The 24,755-nt window shown below is 67.0% G+C and carries 21 protein-coding genes; 17 read left to right on the top strand and 4 right to left on the bottom strand.

Annotated elements, in window-relative coordinates; genetic code table 11:
- The first annotated feature begins 32 nt into the window (after nucleotides 1-32).
- Nucleotides 33-1,073 (top strand): DEDDh family exonuclease, encoded by a 1,041-nt coding sequence (locus AU193_RS02185; protein ID WP_064420710.1) that lies wholly within the window; start codon nucleotides 33-35, stop codon nucleotides 1,071-1,073.
- Nucleotides 1,074-1,077: 4 nt separating this feature from the next.
- On the opposite strand, the gene AU193_RS02180 is transcribed toward AU193_RS02185, so the two are convergent.
- Nucleotides 1,078-1,383, bottom strand: coding sequence for a hypothetical protein (locus AU193_RS02180; RefSeq protein WP_064420709.1), 306 nt, complete (start codon nucleotides 1,381-1,383; stop codon nucleotides 1,078-1,080).
- A 124-nt stretch (nucleotides 1,384-1,507) separates the two neighbouring features.
- Entirely contained in the window at nucleotides 1,508-3,349 is a 1,842-nt protein-coding gene (leuA, locus tag AU193_RS02175) for a 2-isopropylmalate synthase (protein WP_064420708.1), read from the bottom strand.
- Between the two features lie 257 nt (nucleotides 3,350-3,606).
- On the opposite strand from leuA, the gene AU193_RS02170 reads away from it, so the two are divergent.
- The 6 genes from AU193_RS02170 (at nucleotide 3,607) to AU193_RS02145 (ending at nucleotide 12,008) form a co-directional block, all read left to right on the top strand.
- Entirely contained in the window at nucleotides 3,607-4,059 is a 453-nt protein-coding gene (locus AU193_RS02170) for a hypothetical protein (protein WP_253867551.1), read from the top strand.
- A gap of 21 nt (nucleotides 4,060-4,080) precedes the next feature.
- Nucleotides 4,081-5,064, top strand: a complete 984-nt coding sequence (locus tag AU193_RS02165; RefSeq protein ID WP_064420706.1) for a linear amide C-N hydrolase — start codon at nucleotides 4,081-4,083, stop codon at nucleotides 5,062-5,064.
- A 101-nt stretch (nucleotides 5,065-5,165) separates the two neighbouring features.
- Nucleotides 5,166-6,431, top strand: coding sequence for an aspartate kinase (locus AU193_RS02160; protein WP_064420705.1), 1,266 nt, complete (start codon nucleotides 5,166-5,168; stop codon nucleotides 6,429-6,431).
- Entirely contained in the window at nucleotides 6,432-7,472 is a 1,041-nt protein-coding gene (locus AU193_RS02155) for an aspartate-semialdehyde dehydrogenase (protein ID WP_064420704.1), read from the top strand.
- Between the two features lie 44 nt (nucleotides 7,473-7,516).
- A complete protein-coding gene (locus AU193_RS02150; protein ID WP_253867566.1) occupies nucleotides 7,517-8,605 on the top strand; it encodes a DUF4185 domain-containing protein in 1,089 nt (362 codons plus the stop codon).
- A 286-nt stretch (nucleotides 8,606-8,891) separates the two neighbouring features.
- A complete protein-coding gene (locus tag AU193_RS02145; RefSeq protein WP_064420703.1) occupies nucleotides 8,892-12,008 on the top strand; it encodes an Ig-like domain-containing protein in 3,117 nt (1,038 codons plus the stop codon).
- 15 nt (nucleotides 12,009-12,023) lie between these two features.
- Here AU193_RS02145 and AU193_RS02140 read toward each other — a convergent pair whose 3' ends face one another.
- On the bottom strand, nucleotides 12,024-13,241 hold the full coding sequence (locus AU193_RS02140; RefSeq protein WP_064420702.1) for an oxygenase MpaB family protein: 1,218 nt from the start codon (nucleotides 13,239-13,241) through the stop codon (nucleotides 12,024-12,026).
- 143 nt (nucleotides 13,242-13,384) lie between these two features.
- Here AU193_RS02140 and AU193_RS02135 point away from each other — a divergent pair, with 143 nt between their 5' ends.
- The 8 genes from AU193_RS02135 to egtE all read left to right on the top strand — a co-directional run bounded on the left by AU193_RS02135 (nucleotide 13,385) and on the right by egtE (nucleotide 20,557).
- The gene (locus AU193_RS02135) at nucleotides 13,385-13,762 is read left to right on the top strand and encodes a hypothetical protein (protein ID WP_371259126.1); all 378 of its coding nucleotides are present in this window, start codon (nucleotides 13,385-13,387) and stop codon (nucleotides 13,760-13,762) included.
- A 145-nt stretch (nucleotides 13,763-13,907) separates the two neighbouring features.
- Complete coding sequence (locus tag AU193_RS02130; protein ID WP_172798191.1) at nucleotides 13,908-14,336, top strand: organic hydroperoxide resistance protein; 429 nt, start codon at nucleotides 13,908-13,910, stop codon at nucleotides 14,334-14,336.
- A 54-nt stretch (nucleotides 14,337-14,390) separates the two neighbouring features.
- A complete protein-coding gene (locus tag AU193_RS02125; RefSeq protein ID WP_064420819.1) occupies nucleotides 14,391-14,990 on the top strand; it encodes a sensor domain-containing protein in 600 nt (199 codons plus the stop codon).
- A 123-nt stretch (nucleotides 14,991-15,113) separates the two neighbouring features.
- Nucleotides 15,114-16,409, top strand: a complete 1,296-nt coding sequence (gene egtA, locus AU193_RS02120) for an ergothioneine biosynthesis glutamate--cysteine ligase EgtA (protein WP_064420818.1) — start codon at nucleotides 15,114-15,116, stop codon at nucleotides 16,407-16,409.
- Entirely contained in the window at nucleotides 16,406-17,791 is a 1,386-nt protein-coding gene (gene egtB / locus AU193_RS02115; protein ID WP_082682796.1) for an ergothioneine biosynthesis protein EgtB, read from the top strand. The genes egtA and egtB overlap by 4 nt, the downstream gene beginning before the upstream one ends.
- Nucleotides 17,791-18,483 (top strand): ergothioneine biosynthesis protein EgtC, encoded by a 693-nt coding sequence (gene egtC / locus AU193_RS02110; protein ID WP_064420700.1) that lies wholly within the window; start codon nucleotides 17,791-17,793, stop codon nucleotides 18,481-18,483. The genes egtB and egtC overlap by 1 nt, the downstream gene beginning before the upstream one ends.
- Nucleotides 18,480-19,445, top strand: a complete 966-nt coding sequence (gene egtD / locus AU193_RS02105; RefSeq protein WP_064420699.1) for an L-histidine N(alpha)-methyltransferase — start codon at nucleotides 18,480-18,482, stop codon at nucleotides 19,443-19,445. The genes egtC and egtD overlap by 4 nt, the downstream gene beginning before the upstream one ends.
- Nucleotides 19,442-20,557, top strand: a complete 1,116-nt coding sequence (gene egtE / locus AU193_RS02100; protein WP_064420698.1) for an ergothioneine biosynthesis PLP-dependent enzyme EgtE — start codon at nucleotides 19,442-19,444, stop codon at nucleotides 20,555-20,557. The genes egtD and egtE overlap by 4 nt, the downstream gene beginning before the upstream one ends.
- Nucleotides 20,558-20,587: 30 nt before the next feature.
- Here the strand turns inward: egtE and AU193_RS02095 are convergent, their stop codons facing one another.
- Nucleotides 20,588-22,072, bottom strand: coding sequence for a hypothetical protein (locus tag AU193_RS02095; RefSeq protein WP_064420697.1), 1,485 nt, complete (start codon nucleotides 22,070-22,072; stop codon nucleotides 20,588-20,590).
- 130 nt (nucleotides 22,073-22,202) lie between these two features.
- Between AU193_RS02095 and AU193_RS02090 the strand changes: the two genes are divergently transcribed.
- Nucleotides 22,203-23,021, top strand: coding sequence for an MBL fold metallo-hydrolase (locus tag AU193_RS02090; RefSeq protein WP_064420696.1), 819 nt, complete (start codon nucleotides 22,203-22,205; stop codon nucleotides 23,019-23,021).
- A 55-nt stretch (nucleotides 23,022-23,076) separates the two neighbouring features.
- Nucleotides 23,077-24,735 carry a catalase gene (locus AU193_RS02085; protein ID WP_064420695.1) on the top strand — a complete coding sequence of 553 codons (1,659 nt, stop codon included), beginning with the start codon at nucleotides 23,077-23,079 and terminating at the stop codon, nucleotides 24,733-24,735.
- The last annotated feature ends 20 nt before the right edge of the window (nucleotides 24,736-24,755 follow it).

Here is a 24,755-nt window from a genome sequence, read left to right as displayed (position 1 = left end):
GCTTTGTCACAGCACCGTGCGATCCTGACGAAGTGGGCCAGACGGACGCCGGAGGTCACCGGCCGAGTAGCTCTGACGCCGACAACCGGCCGCGCTGGGGCCGGCCGGCGGAGCACACCGGACCGGGCTGGGCGGTCGTCGATGTGGAGACGTCGGGTTTCCGGCCGGGGCAGGCCCGCATCGTCAGCATCGCCGCACTCGCCCTCGGCGACGACGGCAACGTCGAACGGAGCCTCTACAGCCTGCTCGATCCGGGCGTCGATCCCGGCCCGACGCACGTGCACGGTCTGACGGCCGAGATGCTGGAGGGGCAACCCACCTTCGCCGACATCGTCGACCACCTCGTCGAGCTGCTCGACGGCCGCACCCTGGTCGCGCACAACGTCGGCTTCGATTACTCGTTCCTGGCGGCCGAGGCCGAGCTGGCGAACCGCCAGCTACCTACCGACACCGTGATGTGCACCGTCGAGCTGGCTCGCAGGCTGGACCTGGGCACGGAGAACCTGCGGCTCGAGACGCTCGCCACGCACTGGGGGATCAGCCAGATACGGCCGCACGACGCCCTCGACGACGCCCTCGTGCTCGCCCAGATCCTCAAGCCGGTGCTGGTGCGCGCCCGCGAACGCAAGGTCTGGCTACCAGTGCACCCGGTATCGCGCAGGCGGTGGCCCAACGGCGTCGTCACCCACGACGAGCTGCGCCCGCTCAAGGCGGTCGCGTCGCGCGTTCCGTGTCCCTACCTCAATCCCGGCCGATTCGTTGCCGGGCGCCCGCTCGTGCAGGGCATGCGGATCGGCCTGTCAGCCGAGGTCCAGCGCACCCACGAAGAGCTCATCGAACGGATCCTGGACGTCGGGCTGGCCTACACCGACACCGTCGACACCGAAACCTCGCTGGTCGTCTGCAACGACGCCGACCCGGCCCAAGGCAAGGGCTACCACGCCAAGGAACTAGGTGTCCCGCTGGTGCCCGACACCGACTTCATGTGCGCACTCGACCGCGTCGTTCGCGGCACCGGCGTCGAGGAGTTCATCGACACCACCGTCACCGGCGACCAGTTCGCGCTGTTCTGACGGGTCAGTTGAGCCGAAGGTCGATAATCTTCTGGCGCAACGAATTTCGTTCGCGCTCGGCAACATGACTGTCCGACCCGCACACGATCACGCTAACCCAGGTCTTGTGGGCCTCGACCGGAACGCACACCACCGTGACAATCAAATCCGTGCCAGCCGGCCGACCGATGATCTGGTAGTCGTTGTCGTCGCCCGGGTCGAACAACGTATACGGCGCTTCCCTGTTCTGCCTCATGAGCGGGTCGATGAACTTCAGCGCGTTCCAATGAGGCGTGTTGAGGGTGAATGTCCCCCAGTGCGCAGTGGTCATTTTGCCTCCTTCGGACTGCCAGGCCGCGGATCTCGGCCCTGGAACTCCGAAGCTATGCACCGCACCGAGTGCACACAAGCATGTCGGCTACTTGCGTATGGAAGCGGCGCGTCCAACCCAGGGGTCAGCGCGACGCCCGGTTGACCGCCGAGACCACCGCGCGCAGCGACGCGGTGGTGATCGAGGTCGCGATACCGACGCCCCACACGGTGATTCCACCGATCGACGCCTCGACGTAGGCCGCGGCTTGCGCCTCTTCGCCCGCCGACAGCGCGTGCTCGAAGTAGTCGAGCACCGACACGTCAAACCCGATGGCGCCCAACGCGTCGACGAACGCGGCCAGCGGACCGTTGCCCGCGCCGACGATCTCGCGTTCGACGCCGTCGACCTTCACCACCGCCTCGATGGTGTCCGTGCCGCCGTCGATCTCGGCGGCCGTCACCTTCTGCCGGATGCGTTCGAGCGGGCGGATCGGCGCCAGATACTCCTCGGCGAAGACGTCCCACATCTCCTTCGGAGACACCTCGCCGCCCTCACCGTCGGTGATCTTCTGGATCGCCTGGCTGAACTCGATCTGCAGCCGCCGGGGAAGCGCCAGACCGTGATCGGCCTTCATGATGTAGGCGACGCCGCCCTTGCCCGACTGCGAGTTCACCCGGATGACAGCCTCGTACGTGCGACCGACGTCGCGCGGGTCGATCGGCAGATACGGCACCTGCCACAGGATGTCGTCGACATCCTTATCCGCGGCGTCCGCGTCGACCTTCATCTGGTCCAGGCCCTTGTTGATGGCGTCCTGGTGGCTGCCGGAGAACGCCGTGTACACCAGATCGCCGCCGTAGGGATGGCGTTCGTGCACCGGAAGCTGATTGCAGTATTCGACGGTGCGACGGATCTCGTCGATGTTCGAGAAGTCGATCTGCGGGTCGACGCCGCGGGAGAACAGGTTCAACCCCAGTGTCACCAGACACACGTTTCCGGTGCGTTCACCATTGCCGAACAGGCAGCCCTCGATCCGGTCCGCGCCGGCCTGATAACCCAATTCGGCGGCGGCGACCGCGGTTCCGCGATCGTTGTGCGGATGCAGGCTCAAGATGATGCTGTCGCGAGGGGTCAGATGCCGGTGCATCCACTCGATCGAGTCGGCGTACACGTTCGGCGTCGCCATCTCGACGGTCGCGGGCAGGTTGACGATCAGCGGCGCGTCGGGTGTCGGCTCGATGATGGCGGCGACGGCGTTGCACACGTCGACCGCGTACTCCAATTCGGTGCCCGTGTAGGACTCCGGGGAGTATTCGAACCGCCACTGGGTGCCCGGGTACTTCTTGGCCTCTTCGACGCACATCCGTGCGCCGTCGGTGGCGATCGCCTTGACCGCATCGCGATCGGCACGAAACACCACCCGCCGCTGCAGAATCGACGTCGAATTGTAGAAGTGCACGATGGCCCGCGGTGCGCCCTCGCACGCCTCGAACGTCCGCTCGATCAGTTCGGGTCTGCACTGCGTCAGCACCTGGATCGTGACGTCCTCGGGAATCGCGCCGTCGGTGATGATCTCGCGGACGAAGTCGAAGTCGGTCTGGCTGGCCGACGGGAAGCCGACCTCGATCTCCTTGTAGCCCATGCGCACCAGCAGGTCGAACATCCGGCGCTTACGTTGCGGGCTCATCGGGTCGATCAGTGCCTGATTGCCGTCACGCAGATCGACCGCGCACCACATCGGCGCGGAGTCGATGACCGTGTCCGGCCAGGTGCGGTCGAACGGAATCGGTACTGGGCCCAACGCCGGACTTCCGCCCGGCACCTCGTCGGCGAAGCTGCGGTACCGGTTGACCGGCATCGCCGAGCCGCGCTGAGTGTTCCACGCCGGCTGGCCGGGGTGGGGCGGGCCGGACGGTTTGGTGATCTGGCGGACTGACGAGAACGCGTCAGGCGAATCGGGTGAAGGTTTCGAGAACGTGGTCACGGTGTCGCTCCGGGAGTTGAAAGGGGACTCGACCGGCGCATCGCGAACACCCGCGACGGGAAGCCGGTCTGGATCAGACCCCGTCGCGGCTGCCGAGAAGGAGCACCCGCTGCACGGTGGCCACTGTACTCCGGGGCCGGGCGCGTCACCAAACCACTCTGCTGTCGCGAGCGCGCAGCTAGGTACGGTTTCGCGCACACCGGATATGTACAACAGTGAGCGCTCACCGGTTTGTGGTGCTGGCTAGAGTTGCGGCGGTGAGGAAACTTGATCGGCGATGGTGGGTGGCGATCGCCGTCGTGGTGATCGCGATCGTGGCGCTGGTCTACAGCCAACTGCAGCAACCGCCCCAGGAATGCCGTCCGGTCCTCGACTTCCTCGAATACAACAAGCAGCAGAACGAGTTGATCAGCGCGAAGAGCGAGGGCGCCGAGGGTCCGCCGACTGCGGCCGAGGAGCTGGCATACCGGGAATGGGCTGACGGCCTCTCCGAGCGCGCGCGCAAGATCGACACCCCCGAGCTGCGGTTCACCGCGGTGGAAGTCGCCGATCTCGCCGGACTGTTCGTTCAGAAGATGCCGCAGGCGCGCGGGGAAACCGAATCCCGCGCACCGGGTGCCCCCGCTCCGCAGATCTATTACGAGATGTCGGCGCTCGACACGCAGCTACGGCGCAAACTCGCCGAGCTGTCAAAGGCCTGCACCACCTGACACCTCATACGATGGCTCAGCGTGTGCACCCGTGTCGTCTATCTCGGAACTGACAACCGCAACATCACCGGTCGTTCGATGGACTGGAAATCGGAGATCCAGACGAATCTGTGGGCGCTGCCGAGGGGTGTCCGCCGAACCGGTCAGGCCGGCCACGGCTCCGCGCAGTGGACGTCGAAGTACGGCAGTGTGGTCGCGACCGGCTACGACGTCAGTACGACCGATGGCGTGAACGAGGCGGGCCTCGTGGTCAACCTCCTGTGGCTTGCCGAGTCGCAGTATCCCGCGGAGACCGCCGCTGGCCCCGCGGTCTCGTTGGCCCTTTGGGGCCAGTACGTGCTCGACAACTTCGCGACGGTCGCCGAGGCCGTGCAGGCGCTGAGCGCGACCCCGTTGCGGGTGGCCACCGCCGAGGTGCCCGGCGAGGAGAGGATGGCGACGCTGCACCTGGCGATGTCCGATGCGAGCGGCGACAGCGCGATCGTCGAGTACATCGACGGTGAACAGGTCATCCACCACGGCAGCCAGTACCGGGTGATGACGAATTCGCCGACCTTCGACAAGCAGCTCGCGATCAGCGAGTACTGGAAGCAGATCGGCGGCACCGTGATGCTGCCCGGCACCAACCGCGCGGCGGACCGGTTCGTGCGGGCGTCGTTCTACATCGACGCGGTCCCCAAGACCGACGACCCGCTGCTGGCCGCCGCGACAGTGCTCAGCGTCGTGCGCAACGCGTCGGTGCCATACGGGATCTCCACGCCGGACGAGCCGAACATCTCGACCACCCGTTGGCGCACGGTCGTCGACCACAAGGCGTTGCGGTACTTCTTCGAGTCGGCGCTCTCGCCGAACACGTTCTGGGTCGAGTTGGGCAACCTCGACTTCTCACCCGGCGCCCCGACGCTGCGGCTGCCCCTCGGCGAGGGCGAGAAGACGATCTACGCGGGTGATGCCAGCTCGAAGTTCGAGCAAGCCGAGCCGTTCCCGTTCCCCGGAGTGGCCTGATCGCCTTCGGCTCCGGTCGGGCCGCCACGGGCGAAAGAAATAGGATGCGCGCAGCCCTTATCCTTGGTGGGATTCTTCCCAGCACTTGAAAGGCTTGTTCAGTGGCGCTCGTCGTGCAAAAGTACGGCGGATCCTCGGTATCCGACGCCGAGCGGATCCGACGCGTGGCCGAGCGGATCGTCGAGACGAAAAAGCAGGGCAACGACGTCGTCGTGGTCGTCTCGGCGATGGGGGACACCACCGACGACCTGCTCGACCTGGCCAACCAGGTGTGCCCGGCGCCGCCGCCCCGCGAGATGGACATGCTGCTGACCGCCGGCGAGCGGATCTCCAACGCGTTGGTCGCGATGGCCATCCACTCGCTGGGAGCGCAGGCGCGCTCGTTCACCGGCTCGCAGGCCGGCGTGATCACCACCGGCATCCACGGCAACGCCAAGATCATCGACGTCACCCCCGGCCGACTGCGCGACGCGCTCGACCAGGGCGTCATCGTTCTGGTCGCCGGGTTCCAGGGGGTCAGTCAGGACAGCAAGGACGTCACCACGCTGGGACGCGGCGGCTCGGACACCACCGCGGTGGCATTGGCCGCCGCGCTCAACGCCGACGTCTGCGAGATCTACACCGACGTCGACGGCATCTTCACCGCTGACCCGCGGATCGTGCCCAACGCGCACCACCTCGACCAGATCAGCTTTGAGGAGATGCTCGAAATGGCCGCGTGCGGCGCCAAGGTGCTGATGCTGCGCTGCGTGGAGTACGCCCGGCGCTACAACGTGCCGATTCGCGTCCGCTCGTCATATTCGGACAATCCCGGCACCCTGGTGACCGGATCGATGGAGGACATACCCGTGGAAGACGCCATCCTGACCGGAGTCGCACACGACCGCAGCGAAGCCAAGGTCACCGTGGTCGGTATCCCGGACGTGCCGGGCTATGCCGCCAAGCTGTTCCGCGCCGTCGCCGACGCCGACATCAACATCGACATGGTGCTGCAGAACATCTCGAAGGTCGAGGACGGCAAGACCGACATCACCTTCACCTGCCCGCGGGACAACGGCCCTGCGGCGGTGCAGAAGCTGACGTCGCTGCAGGGCGAGATCGGTTTCACCGGTGTGCTCTACGACGACCACATCGGCAAAGTGTCGCTGGTGGGCGCCGGCATGCGAAGCCATCCCGGGGTGACCGCCAAATTCTGCGAGACGTTGGCCGAGGTCGGGGTGAACATCGACCTGATCTCCACGTCGGAGATCCGGATCTCGGTGCTGGTCAAGGACACCGATCTGGACAAGGCGGTCGCTGCACTGCACGAGGCGTTCGGCCTGGGCGGCGACGAGCAAGCCATGGTGTACGCGGGGACGGGGCGCTAAATGGTCAACCTTGGTGTGGTCGGCGCGACCGGTCAGGTCGGACAGGTGATGCGAACGCTGTTGGAGGAGCGCGACTTTCCGGCAACCAGCGTGCGGTTCTTCGCCTCGTCGCGGTCGCAGGGCAAGAAGCTCGCGTTCCGCGGGCAGGAGATCGAGGTCGAGGACGCCGCGACCGCCGATCCCTCCGGGCTGGACATCGCGTTGTTTTCCGCGGGCGCGACGATGTCGCGTGTGCAGGCGCCGCGGTTCGCCGAGGCGGGCGCCGTCGTCATCGACAACTCGTCGGCGTGGCGCAAGGACCCCGGCGTGCCGCTGGTGGTCAGCGAGGTGAACTTCGCCCGCGACGTGCGGGGTGTCACTCTCGAGAAGGGGATCATCGCCAACCCGAACTGCACCACGATGGCCGCGATGCCGGTGCTCAAGCCATTGCACGACGAGGCGGGCCTCATACGGCTGATCGCCTCGACATATCAGGCGGTGTCGGGCAGCGGTGTCGCCGGCGTGGAGGAGTTGTTCGCCCAGGCCAGTGCGGTCGTCGCTGATAGCCGGGACCTGGTGGCCGACGGGTCCGCGGTCGACTTTCCGCCCCCGTCGAAGTATGTGGCGCCGATCGCGTTCAACGTGGTCCCGCTGGCCGGGTCGTACGTTGACGACGACTCCGGCGAGACCGACGAGGACCAGAAGCTGCGCAACGAGAGCCGCAAGATCCTGGGGATCCCGGACCTGGCGGTGAGCGGGACCTGCGTGCGGGTCCCGGTGTACACGGGCCATTCGTTGTCTCTGAACGTCGAATTCTCCCAACCTCTTTCGGTGCAGCGCGCGACGGAGTTGTTGGGCGCGGCTCCCGGTGTGAAGCTCGTCGACGTCCCGACGCCGTTGGCGGCGGCCGGGGTGGACGACTCGCTGGTCGGCCGGATACGTCAGGATCCCGGTGTGCCCGACGGTCGGGGGCTGGCACTGTTCGTGTCCGGGGACAACCTACGTAAGGGCGCGGCGCTCAACACGATTCAGATCGCCGAGCTGTTGGCCGCGGAACTCTAGCCGCTGCCTTGCGCCGAAACTGCATTCCAGCAGGGCTGCTCTCGATCTTTGTCTGCTGGAACACAATTTCGGCGGTTGGTGCCGCCGCCCAGCCGGCGCCGATACCCGATCCCGTGCTGCCGGCGCTGGCGCCCGGGCAGGTGATCAGGATCGGTCCGACGGCCGGAACCGGAACCCCGACGCGCGATTACGGCATCGGCGCAACGGATCTGTGTGAGTTCATGGAGTTTCCCAGTGGCATCCTTCAGGTGTGCGGCGACAGTTTCGCCGGACAGGGAGTCGGCTACGGGGGCTGGTTCTCACCGATCGCATTGCACGTCGAGACGGAATCCATCGACGACCCGGCAGGCGTGCGCTACGACGGCGTCACCGGAACCGACCGTCCGCTGCTGGCCGATCCGACGTCCGAAGGCATGTCGCAGCTGCCGGCGGGTGTCGTACAGATCAACCGGCAGAACTATTTGATGGTCACCACTGTGCGGGAGCTGGAGCCGCAGACCTCGCGGCTGGTGAAAGCCGTACCGGCACGCGGGAATTGGCCGACACTGCCGGACTCCGAGCGCGCGGCGTCCTACGCCGACGGCAGACAGTCGCAGATCAGCGGCTACTACGACCCGATCCCGCGCGCCGACTCGGACAGCGGGTGGGTGTACATCGTTTCCGACAACTTCGACCGCAGTGCGCCGCTGGTGCTGTACCGTGCCACGCCGGAGGAGTTCGAGGATCGGTCGAGTTGGCAAGGCTGGTCGGTTGATTCGGGCTGGGGCAATCCGCCGACGCCGCTGTGGCCGGACGCGGTCGGGGAGATGAGCATCCGCCAGATCGACGGCAAGACCGTGCTGTCCTATTTCAACGCGACGACCGGGAACATGGAGATGCGGGTGGCCGACGACCCGACCGGGTTGGGCGCAGCGCCGGTGACCACCGTCGTCGTCGCGTCCGAGTGGCCCGACCCGGTTGACCACCTCGGACCTCCCGAGAGCAACCGACTGGCCCAACCGTACGGCGGGTACATCTCACCGGGATCGACGCTGGATGAGGTGCGGGTGTTCGTCAGCCAGTGGAACACCGGACCGCGTGGCGGGTCGCCGTACCGGGTGATCCAGTTCGCAGTCAACCCGTTCAAGCCCTAGTCCAGCTTGGTTGCGAACAATTCCCCTGTGTCGCAGCGGCGTTTCGGGGTGCGGTCGTTGCATTAAGCCAGAGGTGGCTGTAAATGATGACCTCACAGCGTGGGTTCTTATGGGAATCCGACGCCAACTCGTTGCCTGCGGCTTGTTTGGCGACATCGTGGTTTGTCTCGATGTTTGCTTCCGCGAGCATCTTTGTATTGACGCATAGGGAAATCCCTGATTCCTTCCAGGATCTAGTCAGCTAGCTTGAAGCAATTAGCTGCGCTTTGGAGCGGGAGGTCCGGCTGTGGATTATGGACGGTACGTCGGTCGGGTCGGGGCGTTGGCCGTGGCGTTGGGAGTGGGGTTTGCGGTCGCCACGACGCCGGGGTGGGCGTGGGCTGAGGATGGCGCCAGCACCGCCGGCGGTGGGGATGACGACACGTCGTCGGTCGACACCAAACTGGCTGAAACCCAACCGGCGGCCGGTTCCGAAGGCCAGCACGATGACGGCGGTAGCGACCCGGGTGACCCAGGGAGCGGGTCCAATGCCACCACGACAACGACGACGACGGGTAGCAACAGCACCACGGTGATCGGCGGAGGTGGGTCCCCTCAGGTGACGATCAGCGGGTCGACGGTTGAATCGTCTCGCAGTTCGACCGAGCAAACGGCTGCGTCCAGCGCCCCGACGGCCGTAAGTGAAGCTACGCCCACCGTTGCAGTCGAAGCGACCGGTGCGTCCGAAACCCCCGGTTACACGCCGCCAGAACCCACGTCGACGCCGAGCGTTGATCCTGAACCGCTGGTGTCGACGGCGCCAGATCCTGACCTGCCGCCGTCTACGCCGCCCGGCAGTTCGCGGAAGTTCTTCCCCGGCGAGGGTGATTTGCAGCCGTCGACAGGTGACGCGGACGGCCTCACAGGCACAACGATGTTCACCACTTTGGACGGTGCTGATGCCGACGCCGGACAGCTGGGATTGCGAATGTCGGGTCCGAGCGAAGTCGCTGACACCCAGAATTCGATGGCGGCCAACGTCGCCGAGGGTGTCACAGCTTTGGACGAGCCCGCGCCCCCACCGGTGGCTGTCCCAGATCCGGTCGAGGCCATACTGGCGTTCACCGGCTCCATCATCAGCCGGGCGGTCAATGCGGTCGCCACGGCCCTCGCCCCGATTTTCGGTCCCGGCGCGCCGTTCTACAACTCGACGCTGTGGGGGTTCGTGGAGGCCGTGCGCCGCCAGACCAACCAGGTCTTCAGCAACTCCACGCCGGTGGTGGACTTGCAAACCACCGGCCAACAGGATGCCGACGACCGCGAGATCCACGGCACTCTAGGCGCTTCCGATCCGGATGGCGACGCGCTGACCTACAGCGTGCCGGCCACCGGCCCGGGAGCCCCTTCGAACGGCACAGTGTCCATCGACGCAGAGGCGGGCACCTGGACGTACACGCCCAACACCGGCTACAGCGGTGATGACAGCTTCACGATCACGGCCTCCGACGCGACGGCCGGATACCACGTCCATGGCCCGGGACAAGCGCACACTCGCAGCGACTCGATCACCGTGACCGTCACTGATGCCAACACCCCGGTCAACATGGCGCCGGTCATCGAGTCGGTGAACGCCGGCACCGTCAACCACGCCGACGGCTCGATCACCTACGCGGTGACAGCCAGCGACGACCGCACCGCGCCGAAAGATCTACTCGTCACTGTCACCCAGCCAGCCGACGGCAGCGGGACGGTGTCGGACGCTGTCTTCGAACAGGTCACGGGCACTTGGCATTTCACCTACACTCCGGCCGCCCGAGAGCGCGTCGACGCCTACAGCACCACGGACGTCGTGGAACAGGACCACTTCACCGTCACCGTCAGCGATACGGAGAAGTCCGCCCAACAAGCGATCAGTGCGAACGTTGACCCGACCCCCGCGGCGGTGATCGAAAGTTCGGATATTCCCGGCGGAGCCCAATACGGCGTCGGTGTCGCCGACGGCTTCCTCTACCAGACCACCGCGGACTACGACTTCACCACCGGCAACTACACCACTCATGTGTCGGTGATCGACCCGGCCGATCCCGATAACCCCAAAACCGCCACGTTGGTCGGGTTCGCACCAGTCGGCGAAGCGGTAGAGGCTGATGGCTTCGTGTACCAGACCGTCAACGGCACCGACGGCGGTTATGTGATGGTGATCGACACAGCCCACCCACAGGATTACACCAAGGTCGATTTGCCCGGCGAAGCCACCTTCGGCATCGTGGCGGTCGGCGATCGCGCCTACCAGACGTCACAGGCCAGGCTTACCGATCCGACCACCGGCGAAACCGCCTACACCACCTACGTATCGATCATCGACCCGACCGCTCCTGATGATCCCGTCGTCATCAACATGCCTGGCTACTCAACGGACAGTGTGGTGGTAGCCGACGGCTTCCTCTACCAGACGAGCGAAACCACCTACGACGAGAGCGCCGCGAACGGCGACTACACCACTTACGTGACGGTGATCAACCCGGCCGACACCGAGCATCCCGCCAGGGCAGAGCTGGCCGGTCGACCGGAGGGAGGTGTGGTCATGGTCGACGGCCGTGCCTACCAAACGACCTATGACTACGATCCCACCACCAGCGCCACTCGTGTGTCGGTGATCGATCCTGATGATCCCGAGAATCCCTGGACCAGCACAAATCTGCCCGGAACGCCTTATGGGCCAGTGGTGCTGGGCGACGGCGTCGTCTACCAGACAACCGGCTACTTCGACGACACCGGTACTTTCATCACCCAGGTATCGGTGATCGACCCCGATGCCCCGGAGCCGGCTCAAACCAGCGCCGCCCTGCCCGGCATACCGCGTGGCCAGGTGGCGGTCGCCGAGGGCCGCGCCTACCTGACAACGTACGAATACCACAATGACACAAGCACATTCACCACATATGTGTCGATGATCGACCCGGACGACCTCGGTCAGGCCCGGCCGATCGCCGAGGTGTCGAGTGAGCCGAGCGGTGGTGTGGTGGTGGACGACGGCTTCGCCTACCAAACCACCAGTACCCAAGACGCCGCGGGCGTTACCACCCATGTGACGGTGATCAACCTGGCTCATCCCGACCAACAGCAAACCGTCGACGTATCCGGTGGCCCAACCGCTTTGGTCGCGGTCGACGGTCTCGTCTACCAAACCACGCAGGTTCAAAACGCCGCGACAGGCGAGTACACCACTCACGTGACGGTGATCGACCCAGCCGACCCGGATCACCCCACCACCATCGAACTACCGGGCCGACCGGCCGGCCACGTGGTGGTGGACAGCGGCACCGTCTACCAGACGACCTTCACTTTCGACTACAGCACGGGCAAGGGCACCGCTCATGTGTCAGCGATCAAAGTGGCCCCACCGGTAGCCGTTATGTTGTGACCGGTTACGCCCTGGTCAGGCGACGGTGCTGACGTGCTCGGCGGATTCGCCGATGGTGGCACCGGAATCGCCGATGATCGTCCGCATCAACGCCTTGTGCTCGCGGTCGCCGCGGGCGGTTGCCCTGGCGATGCCGCCGGGCAGGGCGACCGCGGCCACGCTGCGGCTCAGGTTCACGGGTAATCGCAGCACCGGATACCACGGCACATGCGGCCGCAGCCCCAGTGTCCGCATGGTCCGCGGTCCCAGGAAGCCGCTGGTGACCGAAAGATGTTGTGCGCGTGCGATACGACGCCGAATGCCGGGCATGGAGTCGTAATGCCAGATCAGCGGGTCGTCGGCCATCGGAACTGCCAGCTGCCTCGACGACTCGTCGGGTTCCGCGAGCGCGCCGAGGGTGTGATAGAGGACGCGGATGCTGTCGCGGAACCCGCGCGGCAGCCACTCGTCCTCCACGCCCATCAACCATCCGACATAGCGGGTCAAGTGGGCGACGGCGTCGTAGTCCTTCGGCCGCAACACGATTCCCATCCCCACGACGCCGACGGCGGGTGCCACGAGCGCGCCGATCAGCGTCGCCGCCATATCCGTCTGGTTGATCGGCACTCCCCACTCATCGGCACGCCAGTCAGGCATCGCTCCTACGTGGCGGCGCACCAGTCCGTGGATCAGCCGGACCCGAAGGGTGGACCGGTAACCGGCGCCCAGGTGCTCGAGACCACCGTCGGAGATGACGTCCAGCGCCCACTGCATCGTCTCGGCGAAGCGCTTGTTCGACCCCTTCTCGAGCGCCCCGGTGCGCAGCAGCGTCTTGTTGAAGCCCGAGAACTGGTAGCCGCCGAGAAGCGATACGTCGCGTGCGACGTACATGCCGTCGGCACCACCGCGACGCAGCGCCCGCTGCCCGCGGCGCAGCTTCACCGGGTCGACCCAGTCGGGCAGCGTTTCCACCGCTGTGAAGAATTCCCGCAACGGTTCCGGGGCGTCAGCAACCGCATCGATTCCGTAGGTGAGTGCCCGGTCGAACAACGGCCGCGTGTGTTTGACACCGACGCCTGACATCCACTCGACGAGGCGGTCCATCGGTTCGTCGCCGACGGTCAGCCGCTCGCCCAGCCTGAGCCACTGCGCAGGTGTGGGTTCGCCGATGCCCAGCGCCTTGGCCATGACGCGGATGCTGGCCGGGACGGGACGGGGCCGCTCGGGGTGACGGGTCGGGATGCGGCGCTGCATGCTCTCGGTTCCCTTCCAGCCAACTGACAACGCGTGTAGTCGAAGCTATTCGGCGGGCTCGCTCGATGTCAATCGGATTTTTCACAGCCTGCTCATAGGTGGCACATGACGAGCTCATCGAGACGGCTCGCATGATGGCAGACATGACCGAAACACCATCCGAACCCGCGACCGCCCCCGCGGCCGCAGTACCTCAGCACGACCACGTCGTCCAGCGCCACTCCAGGCTCGGTGCCGTCGCCGCATGGGTGGGCATCGTCGCCGGGGTCGTGTTCATCGTCGCGGTGATCTTCTTCTCCGGTTTCGTCCTCGGCGCGCATTCCGGAGGCCACCGCGGTGGCCATCACGGCGGCCACGATCGCGACGTGTCGATCTTCCACCGCGGGCCGCCGCCGGGATTCCCGATGATGCCGGGCGGGCAGGGTCAGCGTCCGCCGTTCGGGCCGGGCGCCGACGGGCCGGGGGTCCAGCCGCCGCAGTCCCCCGAGGCTCCGACGACGACGGCGCCATCCCGCCCGTAACGCCTCTCCCGTCTGGTGTGCACTCAGATCGACAATCGGGCCACAAGACTGCCGAAACCACGATCTGGATGCACACCAGCCGGGAGTTGACGGTGTGCGAGACGGGCGGCTTGCCGTCTGCGGGTGGGCTGGCATGATCGAGCCCATGAGCATTGAAGTCAAGTACACCGCAGAGTCCACCGCGTCCGGGGGCGGCCGTGACGGTCACGTCCGGTCCTCCGACGGCAAGATCGATCTCGACACCCGTCCGCCCAAGGAGCTCGGCGGCAGCGGCGAAGGCGTCAACCCCGAGCTGTTGTTCTCGTCGGGTTATGCGGCATGCTTCCTCGGCGCGTTGCGGCTGCAGGCCCGCAACAACAAGATCGACATCGACGAAGCCACCTCGATCACCGCGCAGGTCGGCTTCGGGCCGGACTCCGACGGCGGCTTCGGGCTCACGGCTCATCTGATCGGCTACCTGCCCGGCCTCGAACAGAGTGTGGCCGACGATCTGATGGCCAAGGCGCACGACTTCTGCCCCTACTCGAAGGCCACCCGCGGCAACATCGAGGTCAAGTTGTCCGCGAAGGTCTGACCGGTGCGGGCGGTCGCCGCGGCGGGCGTCGGCGTGGCCATCGGGCTGTCGGTCATGGCGCCCGCCGGTCCCGCCGCCGCGCGCCCCTCGGATCCGGGCGTCGTCAACTACGCCGTGCTTCCGAAGGGCTCGGTGGGCAATATCGTCGGCGCCACAATGCGATTCGAGTCGGTGTTCACCGAGCCGGTGCAGACCTTCTCGGTCGAACTTCCGGCGTGCAACAACTGGGCGGACATCGGCCTGCCCGACGTGTACGCCGACCCGGATCTCGCGTCGTTCAACGGTGCGGTGACGCAGGAGTCACCGACGGATGCCACGCATCTGGTCAAACAAGCGGTCGGCGTGTTCGCGACCACCGACGCCGCCGACCGCGCCTTCCGTCGCGTCGTGGACCGCACGGTCGGCTGCAACGGGCAGACCACCGCGATGCACCTGGACAACTTCACGACCCAGGTGTGGACCTTCACCGGCGGGCCCGCCACGGCGACGGACGCCGACTGGGTCAAACAGGAGGCGGGCACGGACCGGCGCTGCTTCACCACCACCCGCAAGCGTGAGAACGTCCTGCTGCAGGCGAAGGTCTGCCAGTCGGGCAACGGCGGGCCGGCGGTGAATGCGCTGGCCGGCGCGATGCAGAACACCCTCGGCCAGTAACCCCCGGGCGGTGTACAGGTACTCGTAACGAAGGCGTCATCGGAAAACCGCGAGACTTGTCGGTCCGGTCTGGAAGATAGTTGAAGGCGGCGAGCGGTCCACTCCCGGAAGGGGATGGTTGCAATGACCTTCACCATCACGTCCGAAGTGGACGCGCACCCGCCGCCGAGCCCCTGTACCGAGCTGACCGGCGCGAACGCCGCGGCTCTCCACGTCGCCGCCGGATGTCTGCGCGACGGCCCGGTGGGCCAGGTGGGGCTCGAGATCGAGGCGCACTGTTTCGACCTGACCGATCCCGCGCGCAGGCCCGGCTGGGATGAGCTCACCGCCACCATCGCCGGCCTGCCACCACTACCGGGCGGCAGCAGGGTCACCGTCGAACCCGGCGGCGCCGTCGAGTTGTCCGGTCCGCCGCTACCGGGCGCGCTCGCGGCGATCGATGCGATGGTCGCCGACCGGACGGTGCTGCGCGCGGCGTTCGCGGGCGCCGGGTTCGGACTGGTGTTGCTGGGCGCCGATCCGCTGCGGCCTCCGAAGCGCGTCAATCCAGGCGCGCGCTACCGCGCTATGGAAACCTTCTTCGCGGCCAGCGGCACCGCCGCCGCCGCTGCGGCGATGATGACCTCGACGGCTTCGATTCAGGTCAATCTCGACGCGGGCCCACGTGACGGCTGGGCGGACCGGGTCCGGCTCGCGCATGCGCTCGGGCCGACGATGATCGCGATCACCGCGAATTCACCGCTGCTGAGCGGAGAAGACACCGGCTGGCAGTCGGCGCGGCAACGCGTGTGGGGCCAACTGGATTCGGCCCGCTGCGGCCCGATCCTCGGCGGGAACGGGGAGGACCCAGCCGGCGACTGGGCACAGTACGCGCTGAAGGCTCCGGTGATGCTGGTCAACACTGCCGGTGCTGGTGCCGATGCCGAACCGGTCCCGGACTGGGTGCCGTTCGCCGACTGGGCCGACGGGAGGGTGGCACTCGGCGGCCGCCGTCCCACCGCTGCCGATCTCGACTATCACCTGACCACGCTGTTCCCTCCGGTCCGACCGCGCAAGTGGCTCGAGATCCGCTATCTCGACAGCGTGCCGGACACCGTCTGGCCTGCGATCGCGTTCACGCTCACCACCCTGCTCGACGACCCGACGGCAGCCGACCTCGCCGCGGAAGCCACCGAACCCGTCGCCGCCGCTTGGGATGAGGCGGCCCACCTCGGACTGGCCGATCGCCGGTTGCAGGCCGCTGCCGAACGGTGCGTGGGCCTGGCCGCGGAACGAGCGCCTGCCGAACTCGAGGAATCGATGCGCCGGTTGGTGCGTTCGGTCGAACAGGGACGGTGTCCGGCCGACGACTTCCGCGACCGCGCCGCACAACACGGGATCGCGCCCGCGGTCACGCAACTGGCACGAGGGGAACTGTGACACCTCGCGAAACCATCGCGCGCGAACTCACCACGGCCCGCCGGCGCACGCTGCGCCTCGTCGACTTCGACGACGCCGAGCTCGCCCGCCAGTACAGCCCGCTGATGAGCCCGTTGGTGTGGGACCTCGCGCACATCGGGCAGCAAGAGGAGCTGTGGCTGCTGCGCGACGGCAACCCCGACCGGCCCGGCTTGCTGCGCCCGGACGTCGAACGTCTCTACGACGCGTTCGTCAACTCCCGCGCCAGCCGCGCGAACCTGCCGCTGCTCCCGCCGTCGGACGCCAGGGCGTATTGCGCGACGGTGCGGGGCATGGTGCTCGACGCGCTGGACGTCCTACCCGACGACGAGCCCGGTTTCGCCTACGGCCTGGTGATCAGCCACGAGAACCAGCACGACGAAACCATGCTGCAGGCGCTCAACCTGCGAAGCGGCCCACCGCTGCTCGACACAGGAACACCGCTGCCCGAGGGCCGCCCGGACGTCGCGGGCACCTCGGTGGTGGTGCCCGGTGGCGAGTTCGTCCTCGGCGTCGACGCGACCACAGAACCGTACTCACTGGACAACGAACGGCCGGCACACATCGTCGACGTGCCCGCCTTCCGCATCGGCCGCGTCCCGGTCACCAACGGCGAGTGGCGCGAGTTCATCGACGACGGCGGATACGACGATCCCCGATGGTGGTCGGATCGCGGTTGGCAGCATCGGACCGAAGCGGGTCTGCGCGCGCCGCAGTTCTGGAATCCGGACGGCACCCGTATCCGGTTCGGTCACGTCGAGGAGATCCCCGATTCCGAGCCGGTCCAGCACGTCACCTTCTTCGAAGCCGAGGCCTACGCCGCCTGGGCGGGGGCCCGGCTGCCCACCGAAGTGGAATGGGAGAAGGCCTGCGCATGGGACCCGGCGGTCGGCGCACGCCGCCGTTACCCTTGGGGCGCAACCGAACCCACCGATGCGCTGGCCAACCTCGGCGGCGACGCGCTGCGGCCCGCACCCGTCGGCGCCTACCCGGCCGGCGCATCGGCCTACGGTGCCGAACAGATGCTGGGCGATGTGTGGGAGTGGACGACGTCGCCACTGCGCCCGTGGCCGGGATTCACGCCGATGATTTACGAGCGCTACTCGCAGCCCTTCTTCGAAGGCGTGGGGGCTGGCGACTACAAAGTGCTGCGCGGTGGATCGTGGGCGGTCGCGCCCAACATCCTGCGGCCCAGTTTCCGCAATTGGGACCACCCGATCAGGCGCCAGATCTTCTCCGGCGTGCGGCTGGCCTGGGACGTCGGCGATGAGCCGCTTGCGCGAAGAGCAAATGCTGGCGATGAGCCGCTTGCGCGAAGAGGAAATGCTGGCGATGAGCCGGTTGCGCGAAGAGAGAACATTTGATGTGCAGGCATCTCGGGTGGCTCGGTGAACCGGCCTCGGTGGCGTCGTTGATCCTCGAGCCCGCCAATGGCCTTCTAGTGCAATCGTATTCGCCTCGCAGGCAGAAGCACGGGTTGATGAACGCCGACGGGTGGGGAGTGGGCTTCTTCGACGGCCAGACGCCGCGGCGCTGGCGCAGCGCGACGCCGATGTGGGCGGACGCCTCGCTCGCCTCGGTTGCGCCCGCACTGCGCAGCGGTTGTATCGTCGCTGCGGTGCGTTCCGCGAGCATCGGCATGCCGATCGAGGCGACGGCCGTTGCGCCGTTCACCGACGGACACTGGCTGCTCTCCCACAACGGTCTGGTCGACCGCGCCGTCCTCCCGATGACGGCCACCGCCGAGTCCACGAACGACAGCGCTCTGCTCGCGGCGCTGATCTTCGATCGCGGGCTGGATTCGCTCGGCGAGACGGTCGTCGACGTCGCCGCGGCAGACCCCAACGCACGGCTGAACATCCTGGCGGGCAACGGATCACGACTGCTCGCCACCACGTGGGGGGATACGCTGTCGGTGCTTCGTCGCCCGGACGGTGTCGTACTGGCCAGCGAACCGTTCGACGACGACCCGGGCTGGGAGGAGATCCCGGACCGTCACCTCGTCGAGGTCACGTCTTCACGCGTGCAATCGGTTGCACTGAAAGGCTCGTCATGACGGTGTCACTGTCGAACCACCTGTCCGCGAGCTCGGCAGCGACCGCGCTGCGCCGCGACGTGCTGGACGGCTTGACGCAGACGCCGAAGTCGTTGCCGCCGAAGTGGTTCTACGATGCGGTGGGCAGCGAGTTGTTCGAACAGATCACCCGGCTGCCCGAGTACTACCCGACCCGAGCGGAAGCCGAGATCCTCGAGGCCCGGTCGGCGCAGATCGCCGCGGCTTCGGGGGCCGACACGCTGGTGGAGCTCGGCAGCGGCACCTCGGAGAAGACCCGCATGCTGCTCGATGCGTTACAACACCGCGGGTCGTTACGCCGGTTCATTCCGTTCGACGTCGACGCCACTGTGCTCGCCGCGGCGGGTTCGGCCCTTGCGGGCGAGTATCCCGGACTCGAGATCGAGGCCGTCTGCGGGGATTTCGAGAAGCACCTGGACACGATTCCCCGCGTCGGGCGCCGCCTGATCGCATTCCTCGGCTCGACGATCGGTAACCTCACCGCCGGTCCGCGCGCCGACTTCCTGGCCGCCCTGTCCGACACGCTGCGACCCGGTGACAGCCTGCTGCTGGGCACCGACCTGGTGAAAGACGCCGAACGCCTGGTGCGGGCATACGACGACGGCGCGGGCGTGACCGCGCGCTTCAACCGCAACGTGCTCGCGGTCGTCAACCGCGAGCTGCACGCTGATTTCAACCTCGAGAAGTTCGAACACGTCGCGGTGTGGAATGCCAACGAAGAGCGCATCGAGATGTGGCTGCGCGCCACCGACGCGCAACGCGTGCACGTGCGCGACCTGGAGCTGACGGTCGAGTTCGCGGCCGGTGAGGCGATGCTGACCGAGGTGTCGTGCAAGTTCCGGCGCGAGGGCGTCGAAGCCGAACTCGCCGCCGCCGGCCTCCGAATGACGCACTGGTGGACCGACGCCGCCGGCGACTTCGGACTGTCGCTGTCGACGAAATGAACCTTGCTCAGCGGTGGCGCTCGGCCCGGCCCGCGGTGGCCGGAGTGCACATGGACAGCGCGGCCTGTTCCCGCCAGAGCCTCGCGGTCATCGACGCCGCCGCCCGGCACGCGCGCCACGAAGCCGAAGTCGGTGGTTACGTCGCGGCCGAGGCTGCCGAACCGGTACTGGACGCCGGGCGCGCCGCGCTCGCCGCGCTGACCGGCTTGGCGAGCGCCGACTTCGTGTTCAGCACCGGGGCCAACAACGCGTTGGACCTGCTTCTGGGGGCGTGGCCCGGCGAGCGGACGCTGGCGTGTCTGCCCGGCGAGTACGGGCCGAACCTGGCGATCATGGCCGCCAACGGTTTCGCCGTACGCGCGCTGCCCGCCGACGGCGACGGCCGGCTCGACGTCCAGGCTGCCGCGCGGCAACTCGCCGCCGACCCGCCGGCGCTGGTGCACCTGACCGCATTGGCCAGCCACCGCGGATTGGCACAGCCGGTGGCGGCACTGGCGGCCACGTGCTCAGAGCTCGGTGTGCCGCTGGTCGTCGACGCCGCGCAGGCGCTGGGGCATCTGGACTGCGCGGTCACGCCGGCGGCGATCTACGGTTCGTCGCGCAAGTGGATCGCCGGGCCGCGCGGCGTGGGATTCCTCGGGATTCACCGCGAGCTGGCGGAGCGGCTGCGGCCCCGGCTACCGCCGCCGGAGTGGAACCTGCCCTTGCCCGTGCTGCAGCGCTTGGAGCATGGCGAGGCGAATATCGCTGCCCGCGTAGGGTTTTCGGTGGCACTGGGCGAACATCTCGCCGACGGCCCCGCCCGGTTGCGGGCGCGGCTTGTGGAGGTGGGCCGGATGACCCGCGACGCGGTGGCCGACCTCGAGGGATGGCGGGTCGTCGAGCCGCACGACGAACCGACCGCGATCACCACGCTGGTCCCCACCGACGGCGCCGATCCGCAGAAAGTCCGCAACTGGCTGATCGCACAACACCGCATCGTCACCACGTACGCCGATGTGCAGCGCGCCCCGTTCGAGATGACGACACCGGTGTTGCGGGCGTCACCGCACGTCGACGTCACCGACGACGAACTCGCCCGGTTCGCCGAGGCGCTGGCCGCCGCCGGGTGAGGCGTCAGCCGGTCCGGCGCACGGCCGCTCTCACTCTTCGAATCCCTCGTCCCAGGTGTGGACGGGTTCGTTGCTGTGCATCCGCGCGCAGTACCGGCGCAGCATCTCCGCGAGCGCGGCGGGCCGCGCCATACCGCGTTCCTGCAGCGCGCGCACCGTCGCGACCTGCCAGGTGGCGCCGTTGCGGCCGGTCTTCGCGCGGCCCTCGATGACGCCAAGATACCGGTCGCGCACCTCGGCAGCGACCTCCCAGCGGCGCAGTCCCTCGTCGGCCATGGGCAGCAACTCGCGCAGCACCAACTCGTCGGCGGTCACCTCGCCGAAGCCGGGCCAGTACAGCCGCGCATCCATACCGTGCTGGGCGGCCTCGACGAAATTGTGTTGCGCGGCAGCAAAAGTCATCTTCGTCCACAGCGGCCGGTCCTCCTCGGACAGCGTGCGCAGCGTGCCGTAGTAGAAGGCGGCGTTGGCCATCATGTCGACGACCGTCGGGCCGGCGGGCAGCACGCGGTTCTCCACGCGCAGATGCGGACGGTCGTTCACGACGTCGTACACCGGCCGGTTCCACCGGTAGATGGTGCCGTTGTGCAGCCGCAGCTCGGAAAGTCTGGGGGTGCGGCCCTCGGCGAGCTCGCGGACGGGGTCTTCATCGGACAGCTCGGGCAGCAGCGACGGGAAGTAGCGCACGTTCTCCTCGAACAGGTCGAAGATCGACGTGATCCAGCGCTCGCCGAACCACACCCGTGGCCGGACGCCCTGCGCCTTGAGCTCGTCGGGCCGGGTGTCGGTGGCCTGAGCGAACAGCTCGATGCGCGTCTCGGCCCACAGTTCGTGGCCGAAGAAGTACGGGGAGTTGGCGCCCAGCGCGACTTGCGGACCCGCGAGCACCTGAGCGGCATTCCAGTTCTGCGCGAAGTCGGCCGGCGACACCTGAAGGTGCAGTTGCATGCTCGTACACGCGGACTCCGGTGCGATCGTGGCGGTCTGCAGGCTCAGCCGCTCCGGCCCGACGATGTCGATGAGGATGTCCTCGCCGCGGGCGGTGAAGATCGAGTCGTTGAGCGCCTGATACCGCGTCGACTCGCTCATCCAGCGGCCCGCGAGGTGTTCGGGCAGCAACGTCGGCAGGATGCCGATCATCACGATGTGCGCGCCGTGCCGGTGGGCCTTCGTCTCCGCCGCGTTCAGGCTCGCCCGAACGTCGGTCTCCAGGTCGAGGGCGGCACGCCCGGGTAGCCGCCGCGGCGGCACGTTGAATTCGATGTTGTAGGCGCCCAGCTCGGTCTGATACGCCGGATCCGCGATCGCCTGCAGGACCTCGGCGTTGCTCATCGCGGGCTGATACGCCGAGTCGACGAGATTGCACTCGATCTCCATCCCGGTCAGCGGCCGCTCGAAGTCGAAGCTCGACCGGGCGAGCATGGTTTCGAAGACGTCGAGGCACTGCTGCACCTTGCGGCGGTACTCCCGGCGGTGCGCGCCGGTGTAACCGGTGCCCTTCACTTCCTCGCCCACTCCGCCATTGTCCATCGTCGGCGAGCGTCCGCGTCTGCACCCGACACGCCGCGATTCGCGAGACGTTCTGCGGTCACTCGCCGACAGCGGCGGCCCGCATAAACCCCATCGCGACGGGTAGTCGGGGACGATGGACGTCACCGTCACCTTCATCGGCACCGCCACCACGTTGATCACCGGGGGCCGGGATCACGGCGATGAGCGGATCACTCTGCTGACCGACCCGAACTTCCTGCACCGGGGCCAGCACGCGTACCTCGGGTACGGGCTGCTGTCCAAGCGCCTCAAAGGACCGGCGCTGGACATCGAAGAGTTGCCCGCGCTCGACGCGGTGGTCCTGTCGCATATGCACGGCGATCACTGGGACCGGGTGACACAGAGCCGGCTCGATCAGGGACTGCCCATCGTGACCACCCCGCACGCCGCCAAGCGACTGGCCCACCGGGGATTCGGCCGGGCGCTGGCGCTCGACACCTGGCAGCACCACACGATCACCAAGGGCGCGGTGAGCGTCACCGTCACGAGCCTGCCCGGGCGTCACGCGCCCACCCCGGTCGACCGCTTCCTGCCGCCCGTGATGGGCAGCATGATCGAGTTCTCCGACGGCACCGCCCGGCGACGGCTCTACGTCTCCGGCGATACCCTGTTCGTCGACGAACTTCGGGAAATACCAGTGCGATTCGAATCGATCGACGTCGGGGTGTTGCACCTGGGTGGCACCCGGCTGCCGTTCGGCAGGCACCTGCCGTTCGGGCTGACCGTGACGATGGACGGCCGGCAGGGCGCCGACGTCGTCGAACTGCTCGACCTCCCCAGGATGATTCCGGTGCACTTCGACGACTACGGGGTGTTCGCCTCACCGCTGTCCGATTTCGTCGAGGAGATGAAGCGACGGGGCCTGTCCGACCGGATCATCGAACTGGAGCGTGGTTCCTCGGTCACCGTTTAATCCCGGTGCCGGTGGGTAGGCGGCAAGGTCAGCGACAGAACCGGAAGGATCTCTGATGACCGACGTCTCCTCGATACCACCTGATCCCGACGACACCCGCGACATCTTGACCGATCGCCAGGGTCATCCGATCTACGACAACCAGAACCAGCGCACCATCGGTGCCCGCGGCCCGGCGACGATGGAGAACTATCACTTCCTGGAGAAGATGAGCCACTTCGACCGGGAACGCATCCCCGAACGGGTGGTGCACGCCCGCGGCGCGGTGGCGTTCGGCTACTTCGAAGCGACCGGCAAGTGGGGCGACGAGCCGATCGAGCGGTACACCCGGGCCAAGGTGTTCTCCGAGCCCGGCAAGCGCACCGATCTGGCGATCCGATTCTCCACGGTCATCGGCGGCCGGGATTCTTCCGAGGTGGCTCGCGATCCGCGCAAGTTCGCGGTGAAGTTCTACACCGAGGACGGAAACTGGGACCTGGTCGGCAACAATCTGGCCGTCTTCTTCATCCGCGACGCGATCAAGTTCCCCGACGTCATCCACGCGCTCAAGCCGGATCCGGTCACCCACCGCCAGGAACCGGCGCGCATCTTCGATTTCATGTCGCAGACGCCGGAGACCATGCACATGATCGTGAATCTGTTCTCCCCGCGCGGTATCCCGGCCAACTACCGGACGATGCAGGGCTTCGGGGTCAACACCTACCGTTGGGTCAACGCCGAGGGACAAACCCACCTCGTCAAGTATCACTGGATGCCCAAGCAGGGGGTCAAGAGCCTGACCGAGGCCGACGCGGCGGCCATCCAGGCCACCGAGCTCGGCAGCGCCACAAAGGATCTCTACGAGTCCATCGAACGCGGCGATTATCCCGAGTGGGAACTGCTCGTGCAGATCATGAGCGACGAGGACCATCCCGAGCTCAACTGGGATCCGCTCGACGACACCAAGGTGTGGCCGGAGAACGAGTTCCCGCCCAAGTTGGTCGGCCGAATGGTGTTGAACCGCAACGTGGACAACTTCTTCAACGACGCCGAGCAAATCGCGCTGGGCACCGGTGTGCTGGTTGACGGGCTGGAGTTCTCCGACGACAAGATGCTGGTGGGCCGCACCTTCTCATACTCCGACACCCAGCGTTACCGCGTCGGACCCAACTACCTGCAGCTGCCCGTCAATCGGCCGAAGAACGCGAAGGTCGCAACGAACCAGCAGGGCGGCCAGATGCAGTACGGCGTCGACAATGTCGGGGCCAATCCCCATGTGAACTACGAGCCGTCGATCACGGGGGGCCTGCGTGAGGCGTCGGCGCCGATACCCGACGACGTGGGCCCGGAGATCTCGGGACGTCTGACGCGTAAGCGCATCCCGCGCACCAACGACTATGAGCAGGCCGGCCAGCGTTACCAGTTGATGGAACAGTGGGAAAAGGACGACCTGGTCGCCAATTTCGTCACCAACATCTCCGAAGCCACCCGCGAGGTGCAGGAGCGGATGGTGTGGCACTTCTTCATGTGCGACGACGAACTCGGCTCCCGGGTCGGCGAAGGCCTCGGCATTTCGGTCGATGATGTGCGTGACCTGGAACCGCTGAAATCGCAGACACTTTCAGAGGACGAGGAAAAGCGTCGGCAGCAGCTCGGCAAGAACGGTCCGCGTGACGTCGAGGGGTTGAAGATGACGCATTGTGTGCCGAACGAACGCGTGGTGATGGCCACGTAAGGCCGCACCTGACCGGCATA

Origin of the sequence: Mycobacterium sp. GA-1285, assembly GCF_001499905.1 — a bacterium.
Lineage (GTDB): Bacteria > Actinomycetota > Actinomycetes > Mycobacteriales > Mycobacteriaceae > Mycobacterium.
Note: the sequence above shows the minus strand (reverse complement) of the source record. Positions and strands in the feature narration are given on the sequence as shown.